This window comes from Nocardia sp. NPDC057353, assembly GCF_042667085.1.
Taxonomy (GTDB): Bacteria; Actinomycetota; Actinomycetes; order Mycobacteriales; family Mycobacteriaceae; genus Nocardia.
In genome coordinates, this window is sequence record NZ_JBHVAK010000031.1 from 58864 (window position 1) to 75976 (window position 17113).

Consider the following 17113-nt stretch of genomic DNA (forward strand, 5'->3'; position numbering starts at 1 on the left):
TCGGCCGCTCGCCCGAGACGATGATCGAGGTCCTGCGATGGGTGATCCGACCGAGCCGCTGCTGGGCAAAGTCGCCCTGGTGACGGGCGCCGCCCGCGGACAGGGGCGCGCGCACGCCGTGCGCCTGGCCGAGCTCGGCGCCGACCTCGTCGTCGCCGACGTCTGCGCCCCGATCTCGCCCACCGTCACCTACCCGGCCCCCACCGCCGACGACCTGGCCGAGACCGCGCGGCTGGTCGAGGCCACCGGGCGCAAGGTGCTGAGCCGGGTCGTCGACGTCCGCGACCTGGCCGCGCAGCAGCAGCTGGTCGCCGACGGGGTCGCGCTCTTCGGCAGGCTCGACGTACTGGTCGCCAATGCCGGGATCCTCAGCTGGGGCAGGCTCTGGGAGCTGAGCGAGGAGCACTGGGACAGCGTCGTCGAGGTCAACCTCTCCGGCACCTGGCGCACCGTGCGGGCGGCGGTGCCCGCCATGATCGAGGCGGGCAACGGCGGCTCGATCATCATCGTGAGCTCGTCGGCCGGGCTCAAGGCCACCCCGGGCAACGGCCACTACGCCGCCACCAAGCACGGGCTGGTCGCGCTGACCAACACGCTGGCGCTGGAGGCGGGGGAGTACGGCATCCGGGTCAACTCGATCCACCCGTACTCGGTGGACACCCCGATGATCCAGCCGGAGGCCATGATGGAGCTCTTCGGCAAGCACCCGTCGTTCCTGCACAGCTTCCCGCCGGTGCCGCTCAAGCTGGCCACCGACGGGCAGAGCGGGTTCATGCCCGCCGAGGACGTCGCCGAGGTGGTCGGCTGGCTGGCCGGGCCCGGCTCGGGGCCGCTCTCCGGGCTGCAGATCCCGGTCGACGGCGGCGCGCTCAAGTACTGACCGTGTTCACCTTCGAGGACGTCGAGAGCACCGAGATCGAGCGCAGGGCCGCCGTGTACGGCCCGCTCGCCGACGCCGTGCGCGAACTGGTCGACGCCACCATCCGCAGCACCGCGGGCGAGGCCGAGATCCGGGCGGCCGAGGCCGAGATCCGCGCGGTCACCGCGCGGCTGCGCCGCGACCAGCTGCCAGGCAGCTTCGGCATCAGCTACAACAGCAGCGGCGATTCGATGCCGTGGGGCAATGCGGCGATCGGGCTGCGCAACGCCATCGCGCCGCCGCTGGAGATCGAGCCGGACCCGGACGGCGGCTACCGCTGCGACGTCGTGCTCGGCGCCGCCTACGAGGGCCCGCCCGGCCACGTGCACGGCGGCGTCTGCGCGCTGGTCCTCGACCACATCGCGGGCGTCGCCGCCTCCGACGGGGTGCGCGCCACCTCCACCGGCACGCTCACCCTGCGCTACCGCCGTGGCACCCCGCTCGGGCCGCTGCGCGCCAACGCGCGGGCCGAGCGCACCGAGGGGGTGAAGACCTTCGTCACCGCGACGCTCGGCGACGCGGACGGGGTCACCGTCGAGGCCGAGGGGATCTTCATCGTGCCCGGCTGGGCGCGCTGAATCACGGGTGCGCGCCGGTGAACTCGGCGATGTCGGCGGCGATCTCCGCAGGCCGCTCGCCATTGATCGCGTGCGAGGCGTCCGGGTAGCAGCGGACGGCGGCGCCGGGTAGCGCGCGCCGGGCGGTCGCGACGGCGGTCGCGGGGTCGTGCATGACCGAGCGCCCCGCGATGATCGCCAGCACCGGCGGCCGCAGCCCGGCCAGTCGGTCCTCGCCGATCCGGGTCGGCGCGGGGAGTTCCAGCCGGTAGTGCCGCATTCCGGCCTCGATCATGGCGGCGGTCGGCTCGTCCTCGACCGGCGCTCCGCCTGCGGTGTAGGAGTTGAAGCCGTCGCGCCAGGATTTCGGCAACCAGGGCAGCGCGGCGGGCAGCGAGCGGACGATCGTGCCGAGCGGCAGGTCGTCGAAGACGTGCACCGGGTCGATGAGGGTGAGCGTGGCGACGTGCGTCGGGTCGTGCAGGGCGAGGTTGACCGCGGTCCAGCCGCCGATCGAGAGGCCGACCACGTGCACGGCCTCCTCGGGCAGCGCCGCGAGCGTCTGGTGCAGCCAGGCGGCGTGGTCGGCGTCGCCGGTGATCGGGCGCTCCTGGATGCTCATGCCCGGCTCGCCGAGCAGGTCGACGGTGTAGACGTCGCCGAGCTCCAGCAGCCCGGGCAGGTTGTCCGCCCAGACCGGGGTGGCCGAGGCGCGGCCGGGCAGCAGCACGAACGGGCGGGCCGCCGGGCGCGCGCCGGTGAAGCGGTAGACCCGGACCACGCCGTGGTCGGTGCGGATGTCGAGCGTGCGCGCCGGGGTGGGCAGCGCCGCGAAGGCGGTGTCGTAGGCGGCGCGGAACCGGTCGTGGCCCGCGGCGTCGTCCCAGTGCCCGATCGGGGCGGGGGTGCGCACCAGCAGGGCGACGGCCGCCGCCGCGACGGCGGTCACGACGGCGATGGCGCGGACCCGGCGCCACCGGCGGCGGGCGGGTTGCTCGGAGTCGGTCACGGGCTTCTCCTAACCGATCGGTAAGTAATTCCACCGTACGGTAGAATCGCCGCATGGCAAGGGACCGGGGCGGCAGGCCGCCGACGCTCACCGAACAGGCGCGGCGCGCCCAGCTCATCGAGGTGGCGATCGAGCAGGTCGCCGAGCACGGGTACGCCCGCACCTCGCTGAGCCGCCTCGCCGACGGCGCCGGGATCACCAAGGCGGCGGTGCTCTACCACTTCCCGTCCAGGGACGCGGTGCTCGAAGCCGCCCACGCCCACGCGCTCGCCGCGCTCGTGCGGGCCGTCGGCGCCGCGGTCGACGCCGCCGACCCGGCCGCGAAGCCCGCGGCCTACGCCCGCGCCATGATCGGCCACCTGCGCGAGCACCCCCGGCACACCCGCATGCTCATCGAGGCCATGACCGACACCGACGCCGAGCACGCCCCCGAGGCCCGCTGGCGCCCCCTCGCCGCCCTGCTCGATGCCGCCGTCCGGGCCCGCGGCGGCGCCGAAACGGACTCCAGGACAGCGGCCATCGCCATCGGCGGCGCCATCGACGCCATCGTCGCCGAACGGCTGCGCGACCCCGGCTACGACACCGCCGCCGCCGCGGAGGTGCTGGCGGCCATGATCGATCGGTGGACCTCCTGACGGTCCAGCGCCGCGACCTTCGTCCGGCCGCGCCCCGGCCTGCCTGCCGAGATCCTGATCGCCGGGGCGCGCCCGACCGGGAGCGGCTGCGCGAGTTCAACCGCCGGGCCATGCCGGGCGTCGTCCTCGACGACGACGAACTCGCGAATCCGGGCGAGGCGATCCCGCACCTGCTCGACTTCGCCGGACGGCACGAGCAGGTCGGGGCCTGACCGACGCCACCCGCTCCGCCCCGGCCGGTCGTACCGGTGATTCGGTATCCGGGGGACTCCTCGATACGGTGGAATCCGGCAATGGCGGGCGTCGGACTATCCGGGGGCGATGGCAGGTGAGCAGAGGCGAGGACACGATGGATTTCGTGGTGTGGAAGGTCGCCGACGCACCGCCGCTGCCCCCGCGGGTCGCCGCGGACAACATCGCCCGCCGGGGCGGCGCCGCCATCGACTGGCGGGTGGTGGCCGAGGCCAGCGCGGAGGCGGTGAGCGCGCGGCCCAAGGGGTGGACGCACCGGGAGTGGCGCGAGCACGGGCGGCGGCTCGGGCTGCGCGGCAACGAATTGTTCGCCTGGAGTGAGCTGTTCGCCCGCCCCATCGAGATCTCCGCGAACGGCGCCCAGTGGGTCGACGGCATGCACCGCGCGGCGCTGATGGCGGAGGCGGGCGCGGAGCGGATGGCGGTGCTCGACCCCGACTGGATGCCGGACTGGGAACCGGACGGCTCCGACCGGGTCTGACCGCCGCCGCCCCGCGTGCGGATGCGAGACCCGCGGCCGGGTTGTAGCGTTCTTGCTGGTGGGGCTGCGCATCGAGGGGAAACCCGCCGGGCACGAGCGCAGTTGACCACCGCAGGCCGCCCGGTGCCGCTCGGCCCCCGGCGCGGGGGCCGTCGGTGATCGTCGGGAGGAGACCGCATGCGCAGCGCAGCCGAGTTCGCCGTCTACGCGGCGCTGCCGGTGGAATACCGGCAGCTCGTGGACGTGGTCGACCGCTTCCCGCACGGGGTGCAGGCCCGGCGGATCGCGCGGATGGCCTTCCCGGGGATGTGGGAGATCGACGAGGCCGATATCGACACCGGGGTGGTCGGCACGCTGCGCGACCGGCTCGCGCACCTCGCCTCGGCGGGCTTCGTCGCCATCGAGCGCAGCAGCGAGTACGGCGACATCTACCGGCCGGTGAACAGCCCCCTGGACATGGCGACCTGGACCGTCGAGCAGGGCCGCGAGTACTACGCGGTGCGGCACGCCGAGCGGTGCGGCGCCGACCAGCTGCCCGCCGCGGCCTACTCGATGGTGCTCGGCGCCTGGCGCACCACCCTGATCGAGGACGCGCACGCGGGGGACGGGCTGAACCGGATCAGCGACGGCGAGATGTTCGCCGCCAATGTCGCGGCCTTCCGGATCATGCGCGGCTTCCTCACCGCCGCCGACCGCAGCCCGGAGGCCTGGCAGCGGCTCGCGCACACCCTCGCCGACCCGGAGCGCCCCGCCGCGGGCCGCCGGACCGTGGCCGACCTGCTCGGCGAGCACTATGCGGAGTGGGCCGCCGACTGCGCGAGCGCGGTCCGCTACTACGCCGGGCTGACCGGCCCGGCCGAGCACGACATGGCCTGGTTCATTGCCGTGAAGTCCTGTTTCGGCGCGGTGAGCGGGAACTGGTTCGGGATGCCCGGCTGGGCCGGGGTCGTCGAGGCCTTCGCGGGCCGCGCCGACCCGGCGCTCCCGGACACCGTGCGCAACGCGCTGCTCACCGCCCCCGACGGCCTCGATCCCGCGGAGCTCGACCGATACGTCCGCGCCGGTATCGGCACCCTCTGAGCACGCTCGATCCCCGGCGTGGCCCGGCGCGCGCGCCACGCGGCAGGAGCGGTGCGGCGGTGCCGCGGGCGTGACTCGGCGGGGCGGCGAGCATGCCCGCCGCCGCGTCGTGGGGAAGCCGGGTGCCGCCCGCGGGCACGCGTCCTACGTCGTGAGCCGGGCTTCCCGCCCCGCGTGGTGCAGCGCGTGATTCCGGGCGGCGAGGGCGAGAGCCCGCTCCTCGTCCACCCCGTCGCGGGCCCAGTCCGCGGCCACCTCCCGCAGCTCGGCGAGCAACTCGGCCAGTGCGGCCCGCGCCGCGGGCGCGTCGGCGGCCGCCGCGACCACGGCGGGCAGCGCGAGCAGGTAGTGGCAGGCGAGCAGCAGGTGCTCGGCGCCCGCGGCGGCCGCGCGCTCGGTGATCGGCGGCGGCAGGTGCGGCAGCGGCGCCCACGGCGGGGTGTCGATGAACTCGCGGAAGGCCGCGAGCTGGGTGACCAGCAGCTGCTCGGCCGAGCCGGTTCCGCCCCCGGCGCGCAGCTCGCCGCGCAGGATGTCGAAACGGTGTGCCCATCGCAGCAATTCGGTCTCGCGCACCGCTGCCCTCCTCTCACCCGACCATCTGAGGACGAGCGTCGTCCAATCTAGGGTCGCCTACGATGAGGGTCAAATGGTGAGGCAGAAAGTGGAGCGCAGGTACGCCGGGGTCAGCGCCGCACAGCGGCGGTCGGATCGGCGCACCGCGCTGCTGCGCGAGGGCCGCCGGATCTGGGGCGAGTCCGGGCACGCCGCGGTCACCGTGCGCGGGGTGTGCAAGGCCGCCGGGCTCACCGACCGCTACTTCTACGAGCACTTCGCGAGCCGAGAGGAGCTGCTCGTCGCGGTCGCCGACGAGGTGCGCGACTTGCTGCTCGGCACGCTGCTGCAGGTCGGGCTGACCAGCCCGGGCGGCCCGGAGGAGCGGCTGCGGGCGGCGCTGCACGCCCTGCTCGAGGTGATCGCGACCGACCCGCACGTGCACCACATCGCCGCGGGCGAGCTCAGCTCGCTGCCGCTGCTGCTCGAGCGGCGCCGCGCCCTGCTCGCCACCATGGCCGCGATCGTGGTCGAGTACGCCCCCGCCCAGCTCGGCATCGAACCCGACCCGCCGTGGCTGGCCCGCGCCGCGCTCTTCGTGGCGGGCGGGCTGAGCCAGCTGGTGGAGGCGTGGCTGGACGGCACGCTGGAGCTGAGCACCGGCGAGCTCGCCGAGCACGCCACCGCGCTGATCCTGCGCGCGTTGGTGCCGTGAGCTCAGCGGGCGGCGAGGTGCTCGACGATCAGCCGGTTCACCAGGGCGGGCTGCTCCAGGTGCAGGAAGTGCCCGGCCCCCTCCACCTCCACCACCCGGCTGCCTGCCGGTAGCCGCCGCTCCAGGCCGCGGAACAGCCCGGGGCGCAGGCAGCCGTCGGTGCTGCCGTGCAGCGCGAGCAGCGGGTGCCGCGGCTCGGCGAGCAGCAGGCGGTCCAGCTCGCGGTTGCGCGGGCTGCGGGCGCGGCGGCGCAGCAGGAAGCGGTAGTAGTCGGTGACGGCGGTGCGGTGCGCGGGGGTCGGGGTGGCGGCGGCGAGGTGGGCCAGGTCCTCGGTCGCGTCGTACCCGGGCGACCAGGTGCGCCAGAGGAATTCGGTGAGCCGGGCGAAGACCCGCTCGGGCAGCACCGGGAGCTGGTTGGCCAGGATGTACCAGCTGTGCACCGACTGCGCGAGGGTCTGCGCCAGGTGCGGGACCAGGTTGTCCCGGCGCGGGGTCATGCTCGCGATCGGCGGCACGGCCAGGCTCACCACCGCGCGGAACGGGGTGCCGTCCAGCGCGGCGAGCGCGGTCGCGGTGAAGCCGCCCCAGTCGTGGCCGATCACCACCGACTCCGGCGCGCCCACCCGGGCGGCGATGGCGAGCGCGTCGGCCACCCTGGCGCCGGTGGAGAGGTCGCCGTCGGCGGGGATGTCGGAGGGGGCGTAGCCGCGGCTGAACGGCGCCACCACGTGGAAGCCGCGCGCGGCCAGCTCCGGGCCGAGGTGCCGCCAGGTCCAGGCGGTGTCGGGGTAGCCGTGCAGGCAGAGCGCGAGCGGCGCGCCCGGCGTCCCCCAGGTCAGGGCGTGCAGCATGACGTCGCCCAGGTCGAAAGTGTCGCGGTTCACCACGGTCTCAGGGTACGAGGCGCCGAAGGCCCGCCGCGCCGTGGATCATGGGGGAGAGGCCGCGCCCCGACCGGTGCGGCGGAGGAGGGCGGCATGGGGCTGCGGGGCATCAATCACGTCGTGCTGTACGTCGCGGAGCTGCAGCGCAGCCTGGACTTCTACGAGGGCGTGCTCGGCTTCGAGCGGCTCGGCGCCGGCTTCCCCGGCGGGGCCTTCCTGCGGCACGCGGGCTCGGCCAACGACCACGACCTCGGGCTCTTCCAGTCCAGGGTGGCGCAGCCGCCCGCGACCGGGGCGGTGGGGCTCTACCACGTGGCCTGGGAGGTCGAGACGCTCGCCGACCTCGCCGCGCTGCACGGCGGCCTGCGCGCCGCGGGGGCGCTCACCGGCGCCTCCGACCACGCCTCCACCAAGGCGCTCTACGGCCGCGACCCGGACGGCATCGAGTTCGAGATCTGCTGGCTGGTCCCCGACGCGCAGGTCGAGGCGGCGCTGTCCGGCGGCGCCGCCATGACCGGCCCGCTGAGCCTGCACACCGAGATCGCCCGCTACGGCGCCGCCACCCCCGGTGGCCCGCGCACCGACCCGGCGATCTGGGCGCGGGTGGCCGCCGCGGGCGGCCGCTGACCCGCGCGGCATGCCGCGGGCGAGGCGGCACTGCGGGCGGGGCCGTCCCGACGCTGCTAAGTTATCCGTGATTCCGGACGGTCGAGGAGGCGGTTGTGGGCAAGGTCGACGAGGACCGGACGGCGCGGCGGCTCGCGCTGCTGCTCGGCGGGGTGGGTGTGCTGCACTTCGTCGCGCCCGCGCCGTTCGACACCGTGATTCCGAAGCAGCTGCCGGGCAGTCCGCGGGCCTACACCCTCGGCTCCGGCGTCGCCGAGCTGGTGATCGCCGGTGCGCTGTTGCGCCCGAGCACCCGCAAGGTCGGTGCCAGGCTGGCCGAGCTGCTGTTCGTGGCGGTCTACCCGGCCAATATCCAGATGGCGGTCGACTGGGTGCGCGACGAGCAGCTGCCCAAGCCGCTCAAGGCCGTCGCGCTGGCCCGGCTGCCGCTGCAGATCCCGATGGTGCTGGCCGCCCGGCGGGTGCGGCGCGCGGCTTAGACGCTGTCCCCGCGCCCCACCTGGATCCCGACCACGCAGGTGTCGTCGTCGCTGTTGGCGTCGCTGTGGTCGAGCAGGTGGTCGAGGCGCTCGTCGAGGGTGCCCGCGAAGTCGGCGTTCATGTCGAGCAGCCGCTGCACGCACTCGTCGAGGTAGCGGTCGCGGCGCTCGATCAGGCCGTCGGTGTAGAGCAGCAGGATGTCGTCGGCCTCCAGCTGCTCGGCGCCCTCCTCGTACACCGACTCGGCGACGGCGCCGAGCAGCATCCCGGAGAGCTCCGGGAGGTTCACCGCGGTGCCGCCGCGGATCAGCACCGGGGGCAGGTGGCCTGCGCGGGCCCAGCGCAGCACCCTGGTCTCCGGGTCGTAGAGGCCGCAGACGGCGGTGGCGAAGATGTCGTCGGTGAGGTGGTGGGTGACCAGGTTCAGCCAGGTGAGCATCTGGCCGGGCCCGGCGCCGGTGGCGGCGAGGCCGCGCAGGGCATTGCGCAGCACCACCATGCCGGTCGCGGCCTTGATGCCGTGGCCGGTGATGTCGCCGACCGAGACCAGGATCTGCTTGGAGGGCAGCACGATCGCGTCGTACCAGTCGCCGCCGACCAGGTGGTCCTGCTCGGTGGGGCGGTAGCGCACCGCGATGTGCAGCCCGAACGCCTCGATGGCGGGCTGCGCGGCGGGCATGATCGCCTGCTGCAGCTGCCTGGCCAGTCTGCTCTGCTCGGCGGCGTGCTGCTCGGTGTGCGCGAGCCGGTCCTGGGTGGCCGAGAGCGCCACCTCGGTCCAGTGCTGGGCGGAGATGTCCTGGTAGGCGCCGCGCACGGCGAGCAGGTGGCCGGCGCTGTCCACCACCGGCTCGGCGATGATCCTGATGTGCCTGGTGTCGCCGTTCGGGCGGATCAGCCGGAAGGCGGTGGAGCCGGGGCGGCGGTAGCGCAGCAGGGTGCGCAGCAGCCGCCGGACCGCCTCGGTGTCGTCGGCGTGCACGTGCTCGGGGAGCCGGGCCAGCGGCACCGGGTCGGCGCCGGGGGCGAGGCCGTGCAGCGCGAAGAGGTCGCTGCTCCAGGTGATCGCGCCGCTGGCGGCGTTCTCCTCGAAGCCGCCGACCCGGCCGAGCCGCTGGGCGTGCTGCAGCAGCGCGGCCAGCCGGGCGGTCTCGTCCTCCACCCGCCACACCACCAGCACCGCCGCGCCGTGCCTGCTGATGCCGAGCGCCGCGGCGACGGTGAGCGGCACCTGGTCCACCAGCTCGGTGAGCTGCACCCGGTCGGCGCGGTAGGTCTCGCCGGTCGCGAAGACGTGCTCGACGTGCTCGAACAGCCTGCCCTCGCTGGCCGCCATCGGATACGCCTCGAAGAGCAGTGCGCCGTCGACCAGGCCGCGCGGGCGGCCCGCCGGGTCGACGAAGGAGGCGTTCAGGTGGTGGATGCGGAAGTCGCTGAGCGCGCCGTCCGGGCCAAGGTGGGGGAGCAGCACCATGGCCGGGTCGAAGAGCCCGTCGGCGAGCCGGACCAGGTCGGCGACGCCGGGCCGCTCCGAGGCGCCGACCGTGACCGGATCCGACTCCAGGGTGTGCGCGCACAGCTCGGCCAGCGCCTCCAGCTGGCGCCGCACCTGCGGGGGCTGCTCGTCGAGCGGGGCGGGCCAGCAGACCTCGAGCACGCCGATGAGCCTGCCGCCGGTGCCCGCGGGGATCGCGGCGCGGCCGCCCTCCCGCGCCCCGATCGAGGGCAGCCCGGAGCGGGCGATGTCGGTGATCCACTCGGTGCGGCGCTGGGCGAGCGCCTGCCTGGCCGGGGTGACGACGCCGGGCGGGACGTAGCGCCAGCGCTCGGCCTCGGCCAGGTCGATGCCCGCGAAACCGGCGAGCGCGAGCGAGGAGTCGGTGCCGACCGCCCAGATCGCCACGGCGGTGGCGCCGAGCGGGGAGACCGCGTGCTCGAGCAGCGACCGGGCGACCCGCTGCGGGTCGCCCGCGGCGAGCAGCCCGCTCTCCGCGGTGCGCAGCCGGACCGCCTCGGCGGGCTGCTGCGGCAGCGGCGCGGAGACCGTGCTGACCCCGTCCTGCGCGGCCTGGTCGACCAGCTCGGCCGCGAGCTCCAGGCTGCTCACCCCCGAGCGCTCGGCCAGCGCGTCCAGCTGCCGCGCCGCCTGCGCGGGCCCGCAGTGCAGCCGCTCGATCAGCACGCCCTTCGCCATCTCCACCAGCGCCCGCCCGTCCGCGGTGGCCTGCGCCTGCTGGATCTCGGCCCGCAGCCGCTCCACGGTCGCGGCGAGCCGCGTCACCACCGGCTCCGCCGCCCGCGCCCCGCCCGCGAGCTCCGCCGCGACCACGTCGCCCACCGGGTCGGGTGCGGCCCCGGCCGGGCCGGGGCCGGTCCGCGCTTCGGTCACCGCGCCCCCAGCCAGTGCTGGATGCAGGTGAGCAGCGCGTCGGCGTCGACCGGCTTGGTGACGTAGTCGTTGGCCCCGGAGGCCAGGCTCTTCTCCCGGTCCCCGAGCATCGCCTTGGCGGTGACCGCGATGATCGGCAGCTCCGCGTACCGCGGCATCTCCCGGATGGTGGAGGTGGCGGTGTAGCCGTCCATCTCCGGCATCATGACGTCCATCAGCACCAGGTCGGTCTCCGGGTGCGCGAGCAGCGCCTCGATCCCCTCGCGCCCGTTCTCCGCGTGCAGCACGGTGACCCCGTGCAGCTCCAGGATGCTGCTGAGCGCGAACAGGTTCCGCGCGTCGTCGTCGACGATCAGCACCGTCCGCCCGACCAGCCGCCCGTCCGGGCGCTGCGGCGCGGGCGCGGGTTTCTCCTCGCCGCGGACCAGGGGCAGCACATCGCCCGGCGCCTCGGCGGTGATGTGCAGCGCGATCCGCTCGCGCAGCTCGTCCAGGCTGGAGAGCAGCTCCAGCGGCCGCTGCGCGGTGCGCTCCTGCAGCAGCCGCTCCTGCTCGGTGCCGAGCCTGCGGTTGTTGTGCGCCAGCACCGGCACCGTCCGCACCGCGCTGTCCCCGTCCATGGTGGCCAGCAGCCGCAGCGCGGCGTCGTCGGGCATGTTCAGCTCCAGCACCACGCAGTGGAACACCTCGGCCGCCATGGCCGCGGCCGCCTCCTGCACCCCGATCGCCGTCACCACCTGCACCGGCCCGCGCGGGTCGTTGCTGTCCGCGAGGTCGGCGACCGCGCTCTGCGCGACCAGCGAGAGCAGCCCCTGCGGCCGCTCCTCGACCACGAGCAGCCTGCGCGGCTGCGGCGGCCCCGCGGGCAGCGGCAGCGGCTCCGGGCTGCGCACGTCCTCGCGCACCGGCGCGTCCCGGAAGTCGGGGCGCGCCACCGGCAGGTAGAAGGTGAAGGTGCTGCCCCGCCCGACCGTGCTCTCCGCGGTGATCGCCCCGCCGAGCAGGTAGGCGATCTCCCGGCTGATCGAGAGCCCGAGCCCGGTGCCGCCGTACTTGCGGCTGGTGGTGCCGTCGGCCTGCTGGAACGCGCCGAAGATCGACTCCAGCTGGTGCTCGGCGATGCCGATGCCGGTGTCGATCACCCGGAAGGCGATGGCGGGGCCGTGCCTGCGCGCCGCGGCGGGCAGCTCGCTCGCCGCGGCCGGTTCGATGCGCAGCTCCACCGACCCGGTCTCGGTGAACTTGACCGCGTTGGAGAGCAGGTTGCGCAGCACCTGGCGCAGCCGGGAGTCGTCGGTGAGCAGCTCGGCGGGGAGCCCCGGCGCGGTGCCGACCCGGAAGCCGAGGCTCTTCTGCGTGGTCATCGGCCGGAAGGTGGCCTCGACGTAGTCGAGCAGCTTGCGCAGCGGCACCTGCTCGGGCGCCAGCTCCATCTTGCCCGCCTCGACCTTGGAGAGGTCGAGGATGTCGTTGATGAGCTGCAGCAGGTCCGAGCCCGCCGAGTGGATGATCCCGGCGTACTCCACTTGCTTGGGTGTGAGGTTCCGGTTCGGGTTCTGCGCCAGCAGCTGGGCCAGGATGAGCAGGCTGTTCAGCGGGGTGCGCAGCTCGTGGCTCATATTGGCCAGGAACTCCGACTTGTACTTCGAGGCCAGCGAGAGCTGCTGCGCCCTGGTCTCCAGCTCCTGGCGGGCCTGCTCGATCTCCAGGTTCTTGGCCTCGATGTCCCGGTTCTGGGTGGCCAGCAGCGCGGCCTTCTCCTCCAGCTCGGCATTGGAGCGCTGCAGCTCGTCCTGCTGCACCTGGAGCTCTTCCGAGCGGGCCTGCAGCTCGGTGGTGAGCCGCTGCGACTCGACCAGCAGCTCGTCGGTGCGGGCATTGGCGATGATGGTGTTGACGTTCACCCCGACCGTCTCCATGAGCTGGTCCAGGAAGTCGCGGTGGATGCGGGTGAAGCGGTGCAGCGAGGCCAGCTCGATCACGCCGAGCACCTGGTCCTCGACTCCGATCGGCAGCACCAGCAGGTTCATCGGCGCGGTGCGGCCGAGCCCGGAGGAGATGGTGACGTAATCGCCGGGCACCTCGTCCACCGCGATGGTGCGCCTGCTGCGCGCCGCCTGCCCGACCAGCGACTGCCCGAACGCCAGCCGCGGCGCGCTGTTCTCCGGGCTGCCGTAGGAGCTGATCAGCCGCAGCTCCGGCCGCTCGGCGGTGTCGTCGGCCAGGTAGAAGGCGCCGAACTGGGCGGAGACCAGCGGGGCCAGCTCGTCCATGATCAGCTCGGCCACCACGTCCAGCTCGCGCTGGCCCTGCATGAGCCCGGAGATCCGGGCCAGGTTGCTCTTGAGCCAGTCCTGCTCCTGGTTGGCGGTGGTGGTCTCGCGCAGCGAGCCGACCATGGAGTTGATGTTGTCCTTGAGCTCGGCGACCTCGCCGGAGGCCTCGACGGTGATCGAGCGGGTCAGGTCGCCCTCGGCGACCGCGCTGGTGACCTCGGCGATGGCGCGCACCTGCCTGGTCAGGTTGCCCGCCAGCTCGTTCACGTTCTCGGTGAGCCGCTTCCAGGTGCCGGAGACGCCCTCGACCTCGGCCTGCCCGCCGAGCCTGCCCTCCGACCCCACCTCGCGCGCCACGCGCGTGACCTCGGCGGCGAAGGCGGAGAGCTGGTCGACCATGGTGTTGATGGTGGTCTTGAGCGCCAGGATCTCGCCGCGCGCGTCCACGTCGATCTTGCGGGTCAGGTCGCCCTGCGCCACCGCCGTCGTCACCTGGGCGATATTGCGCACCTGGTTGGTCAGGTTGTTCGCCATGGAGTTGACGTTGTCGGTGAGGTCCTTCCAGGTGCCCGCCACGTTCGGCACCCTGGCCTGCCCGCCGAGCATGCCCTCGGTGCCGACCTCGCGGGCCACGCGGGTCACCTCGTCGGCGAAGGCCGACAGCGTCGTGACCATGGTGTTGATCACCCCGGCCAGCGCCGCGACCTCGCCCTTGGCCTCCACGGTGATGGTCTGGCTGAGGTCGCCGCGCGCCACCGCGGTGGCGACCTGGGCGATCGAGCGCACCTGGTTGGTCAGGTTGGAGGCCATCACGTTGACGTTGTCGGTGAGGTCCTTCCAGGTGCCGGAGACCCCGCGCACCGTCGCCTGGCCGCCCAGGTTGCCCTCGGTGCCGACCTCGCGGGCCACGCGGGTGACCTCGTCGGCGAAGGCGGAGAGCTGGTCGACCATCGTGTTGATGGTCTCCTTGAGCTCCAGGATCTCCCCGCGCGCGTCGACCCGGATCTTCTGGGTCAGGTCGCCGCGGGCGACGGCCGTGGTCACCTGGGCGATGGAGCGCACCTGGGCGGTCAGGTTGTCGCCCATGACGTTCACCGACTCGGTGAGGTCCTTCCAGGTGCCGGAGACGCCCTTGACGTCGGCCTGCCCGCCCAGTCGCCCCTCGGTGCCGACCTCGCGGGCCACCCTGGTCACCTCGTCGGCGAACGAGGAGAGCTGGTCGACCATGGTGTTGATGGTGTTCTTGAGCTCCAGGATCTCGCCGCGCGCGTCCACGGTGATGTTCTGGGTGAGGTCGCCGCGGGCGACCGCGGTCGCGACCTGGGCGATCGAGCGCACCTGCGCGGTCAGGTTGCCCGCCATGAAGTTCACCGAGTCGGTGAGGTCCCGCCAGGTGCCGGAGACGCCCTTGACGTCGGCCTGGCCGCCCAGCCGCCCCTCGGTGCCGACCTCGCGGGAGACGCGGGTGACCTCGTCGGCGAAGGACGACAGCTGGTCGACCATCGTGTTGATGGTCTCCTTGAGCTCCAGGATCTCCCCGCGCGCGTCGACCCGGATCTTCTGGGTCAGGTCGCCGCGCGCCACCGCGGTCGTCACCTGGGCGATATTGCGCACCTGGGCGGTGAGGTTGCCCGCCATGGCGTTCACCGAGTCGGTGAGGTCCTTCCAGGTGCCGGAGACCTCGGGCACCTCGGCCTGGCCGCCGAGCCGCCCGTCGGTGCCGACCTCGCGCGCCACCCTGGTGACCTCGGAGGTGAAGAGCGAGAGCTGGTCGACCATGCCGTTGAAGACCGTCGCGATCTCGCCGAGCAGCCCGTCGGCGTCGGCGGGCAGCCTGGTGCCGAAGTCGCCGTCGCGCACCGCGGTCAGCCCGGCCAGCAGCTGACGCAGCTCCACCTGATCGCTGGGGGCCGCTGTCTCCGTCATCGCTGTCCTCGTTCCGGTCTGCGGGCCGGGCCGGGGTCGCACCGGTCCGCCGAAGCTGGGCCGGCGGATGTGCCGGCGGGGGTGCGCGCCCGATATCCTCGCTGTGAAACCATGGCTCCGAGGGACTTTCGAGTCGGGTCGGAGCGGCGCCCGGAGCACGCGCGGTGCGGCAGCGGGGCGGTGCTCGTCGCGGGTGGGCGGGTACACCGTGCCCCGGCCCGATCCGGGCGACTCGAGGTCACCTCGGAAGTCAACCAGACCGGCCCGGCGCGCGCACGCCGCTTGCTCCCATCGCGCGCCGCCGGGCGGGTTCGGCGGTGTCGATGCGGGGAAGTCCGACGGCGTGCGGGACCGCGCACGCGAGCGAAGGGATCGTGGATGGCCACCTTCATCGACCTCGGCGACGAGTTCGAGGGTTTCGTCAATGCCGAGCAGGTGGTCCGGATCGGGATCAGGAACGATCGGGCCTGGATCTACACCGCCGAGAGCAGGCACCGCTTCCCGGGCGGCGCCGACGGCACCGACCCGGTGCCCGCCGCCACCGTGCTGGAGCAGCTGCTGCACGAACTCGGCGAACCGGCGGTGCTGCCCGGCACCAGGGTGATCGCCTTCGCGAAGGGCCGGGTCGTCTCCCGCTACATCTGAACGACGGCCCCCGCGAAGGGGCCGCCGTCCGGATGGGGCCGCTCAGACCGCGGGTCGCCCGGCCGCGGTGCGGCGGCCGAGCACCAGCCCGAGGGCGAGCATGCCGACACCGAGCGCGAAGTGCAGCCAGTTGTCGGCGGTGTTCAGCGGCACGAAGTTCGCCGCGCTGTGCTCGTCGATCGCCAGCCCGTAGAGCCACAGCACCAGGTAGATGGCGCCGCCCACGATGAGGTAGAGCTGCGCGGTGCGGACCGCCCGCGCCGCGATCAGCCCGGCCGCGCCGAAGGCCAGGTGCACGAGGTTGTGCAGGATCGAGACGTTGAACAGCCCGAGCAGCTTCGCCTCGGAGTGGTGGCCCGCGAACTGCAGGGTGTCGTAGTCGGTGGTGACCCCCGGGATGAAGCCGAGGATGCCGACCAGCAGGAACACAGCGCCGACGATGAGCGCCGCGCCCCGCACCGGCGAGCGGTCGCCGGTGCGGGGCGTCGATCCGATGGATGCCATGGGAGTGCCTTTCCTCGATACCGATGTCGGCGCCGAGCTACCCGTGGCTCCCGGGGGCAAACCGGTTCCGCGACACCGCGGAACGTCACGCTTCAGCAGATCTTCGTGGCGGGCCCGCCGCCCGCGAGCACCAGCCCCGCGGCCGTCACCGCGGCCGAGACCTTGATGCAGGTGCGGCCCGGCGCGAACACCTGCGGCGAGATCTGCCGCCCGGTGCGCGCTGCCGTGCGCCGGTAGACGATGTCGGTCGAGGCCACCGCGATCAGGGTGTGGATCTCGACCGTGTCCGCGGGGTAGGGGTTGTCGATCTCCACCCAGTTGGTGTCGCAGCCGGGCGAGCGCAGAATGCGCAGCGTCAGCGGCGTCGCCTCGCCCCGCTCGTCGGGCAGCGGGAGGCTCGCCGTCACCGACGCCTTCGCCGCGCAGCCGGTCGCCACCGGGTCGGTCCCGTTCAGCGACATGTCGGCGCCCGCCGGGCCCGCGCCGAGCGCCGCGCCGCACATCGCGAGCACCGCAGCCACCGCGACCATTCCTGACCTGCTCACCTGACCTGCCTTTCCACTGTCGTCCGATAGTTCCGGGACTGTGTCGTGGCAGTGCGGTCCGGTGTGACGGCCGGGAGAAACATTTCGCGCGGTTCGGGTGCGCCGCCGACCCGCGGTCGGTATCGGGGCCGCGGTCCGGGCTAGCGGTTCCCGGTGTCGTCCGCGTCCGGCTCGGTGAGCTCCGGCGCGTGCTCGCGGGTGGCCATGCCGCCGTCCCGGCCCTGGTCGGTGGGGCCGGGGCGGCCGCCCTTCGGCTCGTCGTCGTCGGTCTTCTTCCGCTCGGTCACGGCCTGCTCCTCTCGTCGGGTACCGGGGGTGGTACCCGGGAGCGGCCGCGGTGAACGGGTCAGCCGTTCTCGGTGACGGTGGTGTCCGGGTGCCTGCGGCTGGTCTCCGGCTTGACGAAGTGGCCGGTGATGGCCGACCGGTCGCGGCGGTTGTCGCCGCCGTGCGCCTCGTTCTCGCCGAGGGGGGTGCGCGGGTTCTGCTCCGCGGTCTCCTCGCTCACGTACTCGCCGGTCTCCGCCGAACGGTGGCTCTCCGCCATGGTCATCGCCTCCTGATGCACGAATGTCCTTGTAGTCGAGGGGATGCCACGCGAACCTGCGGGAAAACGTGGGCGGCGCAGCCC

At 73.7% G+C, this 17113-nt stretch carries 19 protein-coding genes; 10 read left to right on the top strand and 9 right to left on the bottom strand.

Annotated elements, in window-relative coordinates:
* Window positions 1-37 precede the first annotated feature (37 nt).
* Window positions 38-880 carry a mycofactocin-coupled SDR family oxidoreductase gene (locus ACFUUZ_RS17975; RefSeq protein ID WP_378697480.1) on the top strand — a complete coding sequence of 281 codons (843 nt, stop codon included), beginning with the start codon at window positions 38-40 and terminating at the stop codon, window positions 878-880.
* A gap of 2 nt (window positions 881-882) precedes the next feature.
* Entirely contained in the window at window positions 883-1497 is a 615-nt protein-coding gene (locus tag ACFUUZ_RS17980) for a PaaI family thioesterase (RefSeq protein ID WP_378697481.1), read from the top strand.
* 1 nt (window position 1498) lies between these two features.
* On the opposite strand, the gene ACFUUZ_RS17985 is transcribed toward ACFUUZ_RS17980, so the two are convergent.
* Window positions 1499-2485, bottom strand: a complete 987-nt coding sequence (locus ACFUUZ_RS17985; protein WP_378697482.1) for an alpha/beta fold hydrolase — start codon at window positions 2483-2485, stop codon at window positions 1499-1501.
* A gap of 53 nt (window positions 2486-2538) precedes the next feature.
* Here ACFUUZ_RS17985 and ACFUUZ_RS17990 point away from each other — a divergent pair, with 53 nt between their 5' ends.
* The 4 genes from ACFUUZ_RS17990 (at window position 2539) to ACFUUZ_RS18005 (ending at window position 4933) form a co-directional block, all read left to right on the top strand.
* The gene (locus ACFUUZ_RS17990) at window positions 2539-3120 is read left to right on the top strand and encodes a TetR/AcrR family transcriptional regulator (RefSeq protein ID WP_378697483.1); all 582 of its coding nucleotides are present in this window, start codon (window positions 2539-2541) and stop codon (window positions 3118-3120) included.
* Window positions 3108-3332: a hypothetical protein gene (locus ACFUUZ_RS17995; protein ID WP_378697485.1), complete on the top strand. Its 225-nt coding sequence runs from the start codon at window positions 3108-3110 to the stop codon at window positions 3330-3332. Before ACFUUZ_RS17990 ends, ACFUUZ_RS17995 begins: the two co-directional genes overlap by 13 nt.
* A 116-nt stretch (window positions 3333-3448) precedes the next feature.
* On the top strand, window positions 3449-3853 hold the full coding sequence (locus ACFUUZ_RS18000; RefSeq protein ID WP_378697487.1) for a hypothetical protein: 405 nt from the start codon (window positions 3449-3451) through the stop codon (window positions 3851-3853).
* A 177-nt stretch (window positions 3854-4030) separates the two neighbouring features.
* On the top strand, window positions 4031-4933 hold the full coding sequence (locus ACFUUZ_RS18005) for a hypothetical protein (protein WP_378697489.1): 903 nt from the start codon (window positions 4031-4033) through the stop codon (window positions 4931-4933).
* A 144-nt stretch (window positions 4934-5077) separates the two neighbouring features.
* Here ACFUUZ_RS18005 and ACFUUZ_RS18010 read toward each other — a convergent pair whose 3' ends face one another.
* Window positions 5078-5509, bottom strand: coding sequence for a hypothetical protein (locus tag ACFUUZ_RS18010; protein WP_378697491.1), 432 nt, complete (start codon window positions 5507-5509; stop codon window positions 5078-5080).
* Window positions 5510-5582: 73 nt separating this feature from the next.
* Here ACFUUZ_RS18010 and ACFUUZ_RS18015 point away from each other — a divergent pair, with 73 nt between their 5' ends.
* Entirely contained in the window at window positions 5583-6203 is a 621-nt protein-coding gene (locus ACFUUZ_RS18015) for a TetR/AcrR family transcriptional regulator (protein WP_378697493.1), read from the top strand.
* 2 nt (window positions 6204-6205) lie between these two features.
* Here ACFUUZ_RS18015 and ACFUUZ_RS18020 read toward each other — a convergent pair whose 3' ends face one another.
* The gene (locus ACFUUZ_RS18020) at window positions 6206-7093 is read right to left on the bottom strand and encodes an alpha/beta fold hydrolase (protein ID WP_378697495.1); all 888 of its coding nucleotides are present in this window, start codon (window positions 7091-7093) and stop codon (window positions 6206-6208) included.
* 90 nt (window positions 7094-7183) lie between these two features.
* Between ACFUUZ_RS18020 and ACFUUZ_RS18025 the strand changes: the two genes are divergently transcribed.
* Window positions 7184-7717, top strand: coding sequence for a VOC family protein (locus ACFUUZ_RS18025; RefSeq protein WP_378697497.1), 534 nt, complete (start codon window positions 7184-7186; stop codon window positions 7715-7717).
* Between the two features lie 95 nt (window positions 7718-7812).
* Window positions 7813-8196 carry a hypothetical protein gene (locus ACFUUZ_RS18030; RefSeq protein WP_378697499.1) on the top strand — a complete coding sequence of 128 codons (384 nt, stop codon included), beginning with the start codon at window positions 7813-7815 and terminating at the stop codon, window positions 8194-8196.
* Here the strand turns inward: ACFUUZ_RS18030 and ACFUUZ_RS18035 are convergent.
* Together ACFUUZ_RS18035 and ACFUUZ_RS18040 are read right to left on the bottom strand one after the other, a co-directional pair.
* The gene (locus ACFUUZ_RS18035) at window positions 8193-10586 is read right to left on the bottom strand and encodes a SpoIIE family protein phosphatase (RefSeq protein WP_378697501.1); all 2394 of its coding nucleotides are present in this window, start codon (window positions 10584-10586) and stop codon (window positions 8193-8195) included. The two genes, ACFUUZ_RS18030 and ACFUUZ_RS18035, sit on opposite strands and share 4 nt — an antisense overlap.
* On the bottom strand, window positions 10583-14788 hold the full coding sequence (locus ACFUUZ_RS18040) for a HAMP domain-containing protein (protein WP_378697503.1): 4206 nt from the start codon (window positions 14786-14788) through the stop codon (window positions 10583-10585). The genes ACFUUZ_RS18035 and ACFUUZ_RS18040 overlap by 4 nt, the downstream gene beginning before the upstream one ends.
* 378 nt (window positions 14789-15166) lie before the next feature.
* Here ACFUUZ_RS18040 and ACFUUZ_RS18045 point away from each other — a divergent pair, with 378 nt between their 5' ends.
* Window positions 15167-15433, top strand: coding sequence for a hypothetical protein (locus tag ACFUUZ_RS18045; protein WP_378697505.1), 267 nt, complete (start codon window positions 15167-15169; stop codon window positions 15431-15433).
* A 42-nt stretch (window positions 15434-15475) separates the two neighbouring features.
* On the opposite strand, the gene ACFUUZ_RS18050 is transcribed toward ACFUUZ_RS18045, so the two are convergent.
* The 4 genes from ACFUUZ_RS18050 to ACFUUZ_RS18065 all read right to left on the bottom strand — a co-directional run bounded on the left by ACFUUZ_RS18050 (window position 15476) and on the right by ACFUUZ_RS18065 (window position 17050).
* Window positions 15476-15937, bottom strand: coding sequence for a DUF4383 domain-containing protein (locus ACFUUZ_RS18050; RefSeq protein WP_378697507.1), 462 nt, complete (start codon window positions 15935-15937; stop codon window positions 15476-15478).
* 92 nt (window positions 15938-16029) lie between these two features.
* Complete coding sequence (locus ACFUUZ_RS18055) at window positions 16030-16482, bottom strand: hypothetical protein (RefSeq protein ID WP_378697509.1); 453 nt, start codon at window positions 16480-16482, stop codon at window positions 16030-16032.
* A gap of 140 nt (window positions 16483-16622) precedes the next feature.
* Complete coding sequence (locus tag ACFUUZ_RS18060) at window positions 16623-16769, bottom strand: hypothetical protein (RefSeq protein ID WP_378697510.1); 147 nt, start codon at window positions 16767-16769, stop codon at window positions 16623-16625.
* 59 nt (window positions 16770-16828) lie between these two features.
* A complete protein-coding gene (locus tag ACFUUZ_RS18065; RefSeq protein WP_378697512.1) occupies window positions 16829-17050 on the bottom strand; it encodes a hypothetical protein in 222 nt (73 codons plus the stop codon).
* Between the last annotated feature and the right edge of the window lie 63 nt (window positions 17051-17113).

What these genes read in the sequence shown, in the direction of transcription:
- ACFUUZ_RS18025 (WP_378697497.1), top strand. Translation starts at nt 7,184, where the DNA reads ATGGGGCTGCGGGGCATCAATCACGTCGTGCTGTACGTCGCGGAGCTG.
- ACFUUZ_RS17975 (WP_378697480.1), top strand. Translation starts at nt 38, where the DNA reads ATGGGTGATCCGACCGAGCCGCTGCTGGGCAAAGTCGCCCTGGTGACG.
- ACFUUZ_RS18005 (WP_378697489.1), top strand. Translation starts at nt 4,031, where the DNA reads ATGCGCAGCGCAGCCGAGTTCGCCGTCTACGCGGCGCTGCCGGTGGAA.
- ACFUUZ_RS18045 (WP_378697505.1), top strand. Translation starts at nt 15,167, where the DNA reads ATGGCCACCTTCATCGACCTCGGCGACGAGTTCGAGGGTTTCGTCAAT.
- ACFUUZ_RS18015 (WP_378697493.1), top strand. Translation starts at nt 5,583, where the DNA reads ATGGTGAGGCAGAAAGTGGAGCGCAGGTACGCCGGGGTCAGCGCCGCA.
- ACFUUZ_RS18050 (WP_378697507.1), bottom strand. Translation starts at nt 15,937, where the DNA reads ATGGCATCCATCGGATCGACGCCCCGCACCGGCGACCGCTCGCCGGTG.
- ACFUUZ_RS18040 (WP_378697503.1), bottom strand. Translation starts at nt 14,788, where the DNA reads ATGACGGAGACAGCGGCCCCCAGCGATCAGGTGGAGCTGCGTCAGCTG.
- ACFUUZ_RS17990 (WP_378697483.1), top strand. Translation starts at nt 2,539, where the DNA reads ATGGCAAGGGACCGGGGCGGCAGGCCGCCGACGCTCACCGAACAGGCG.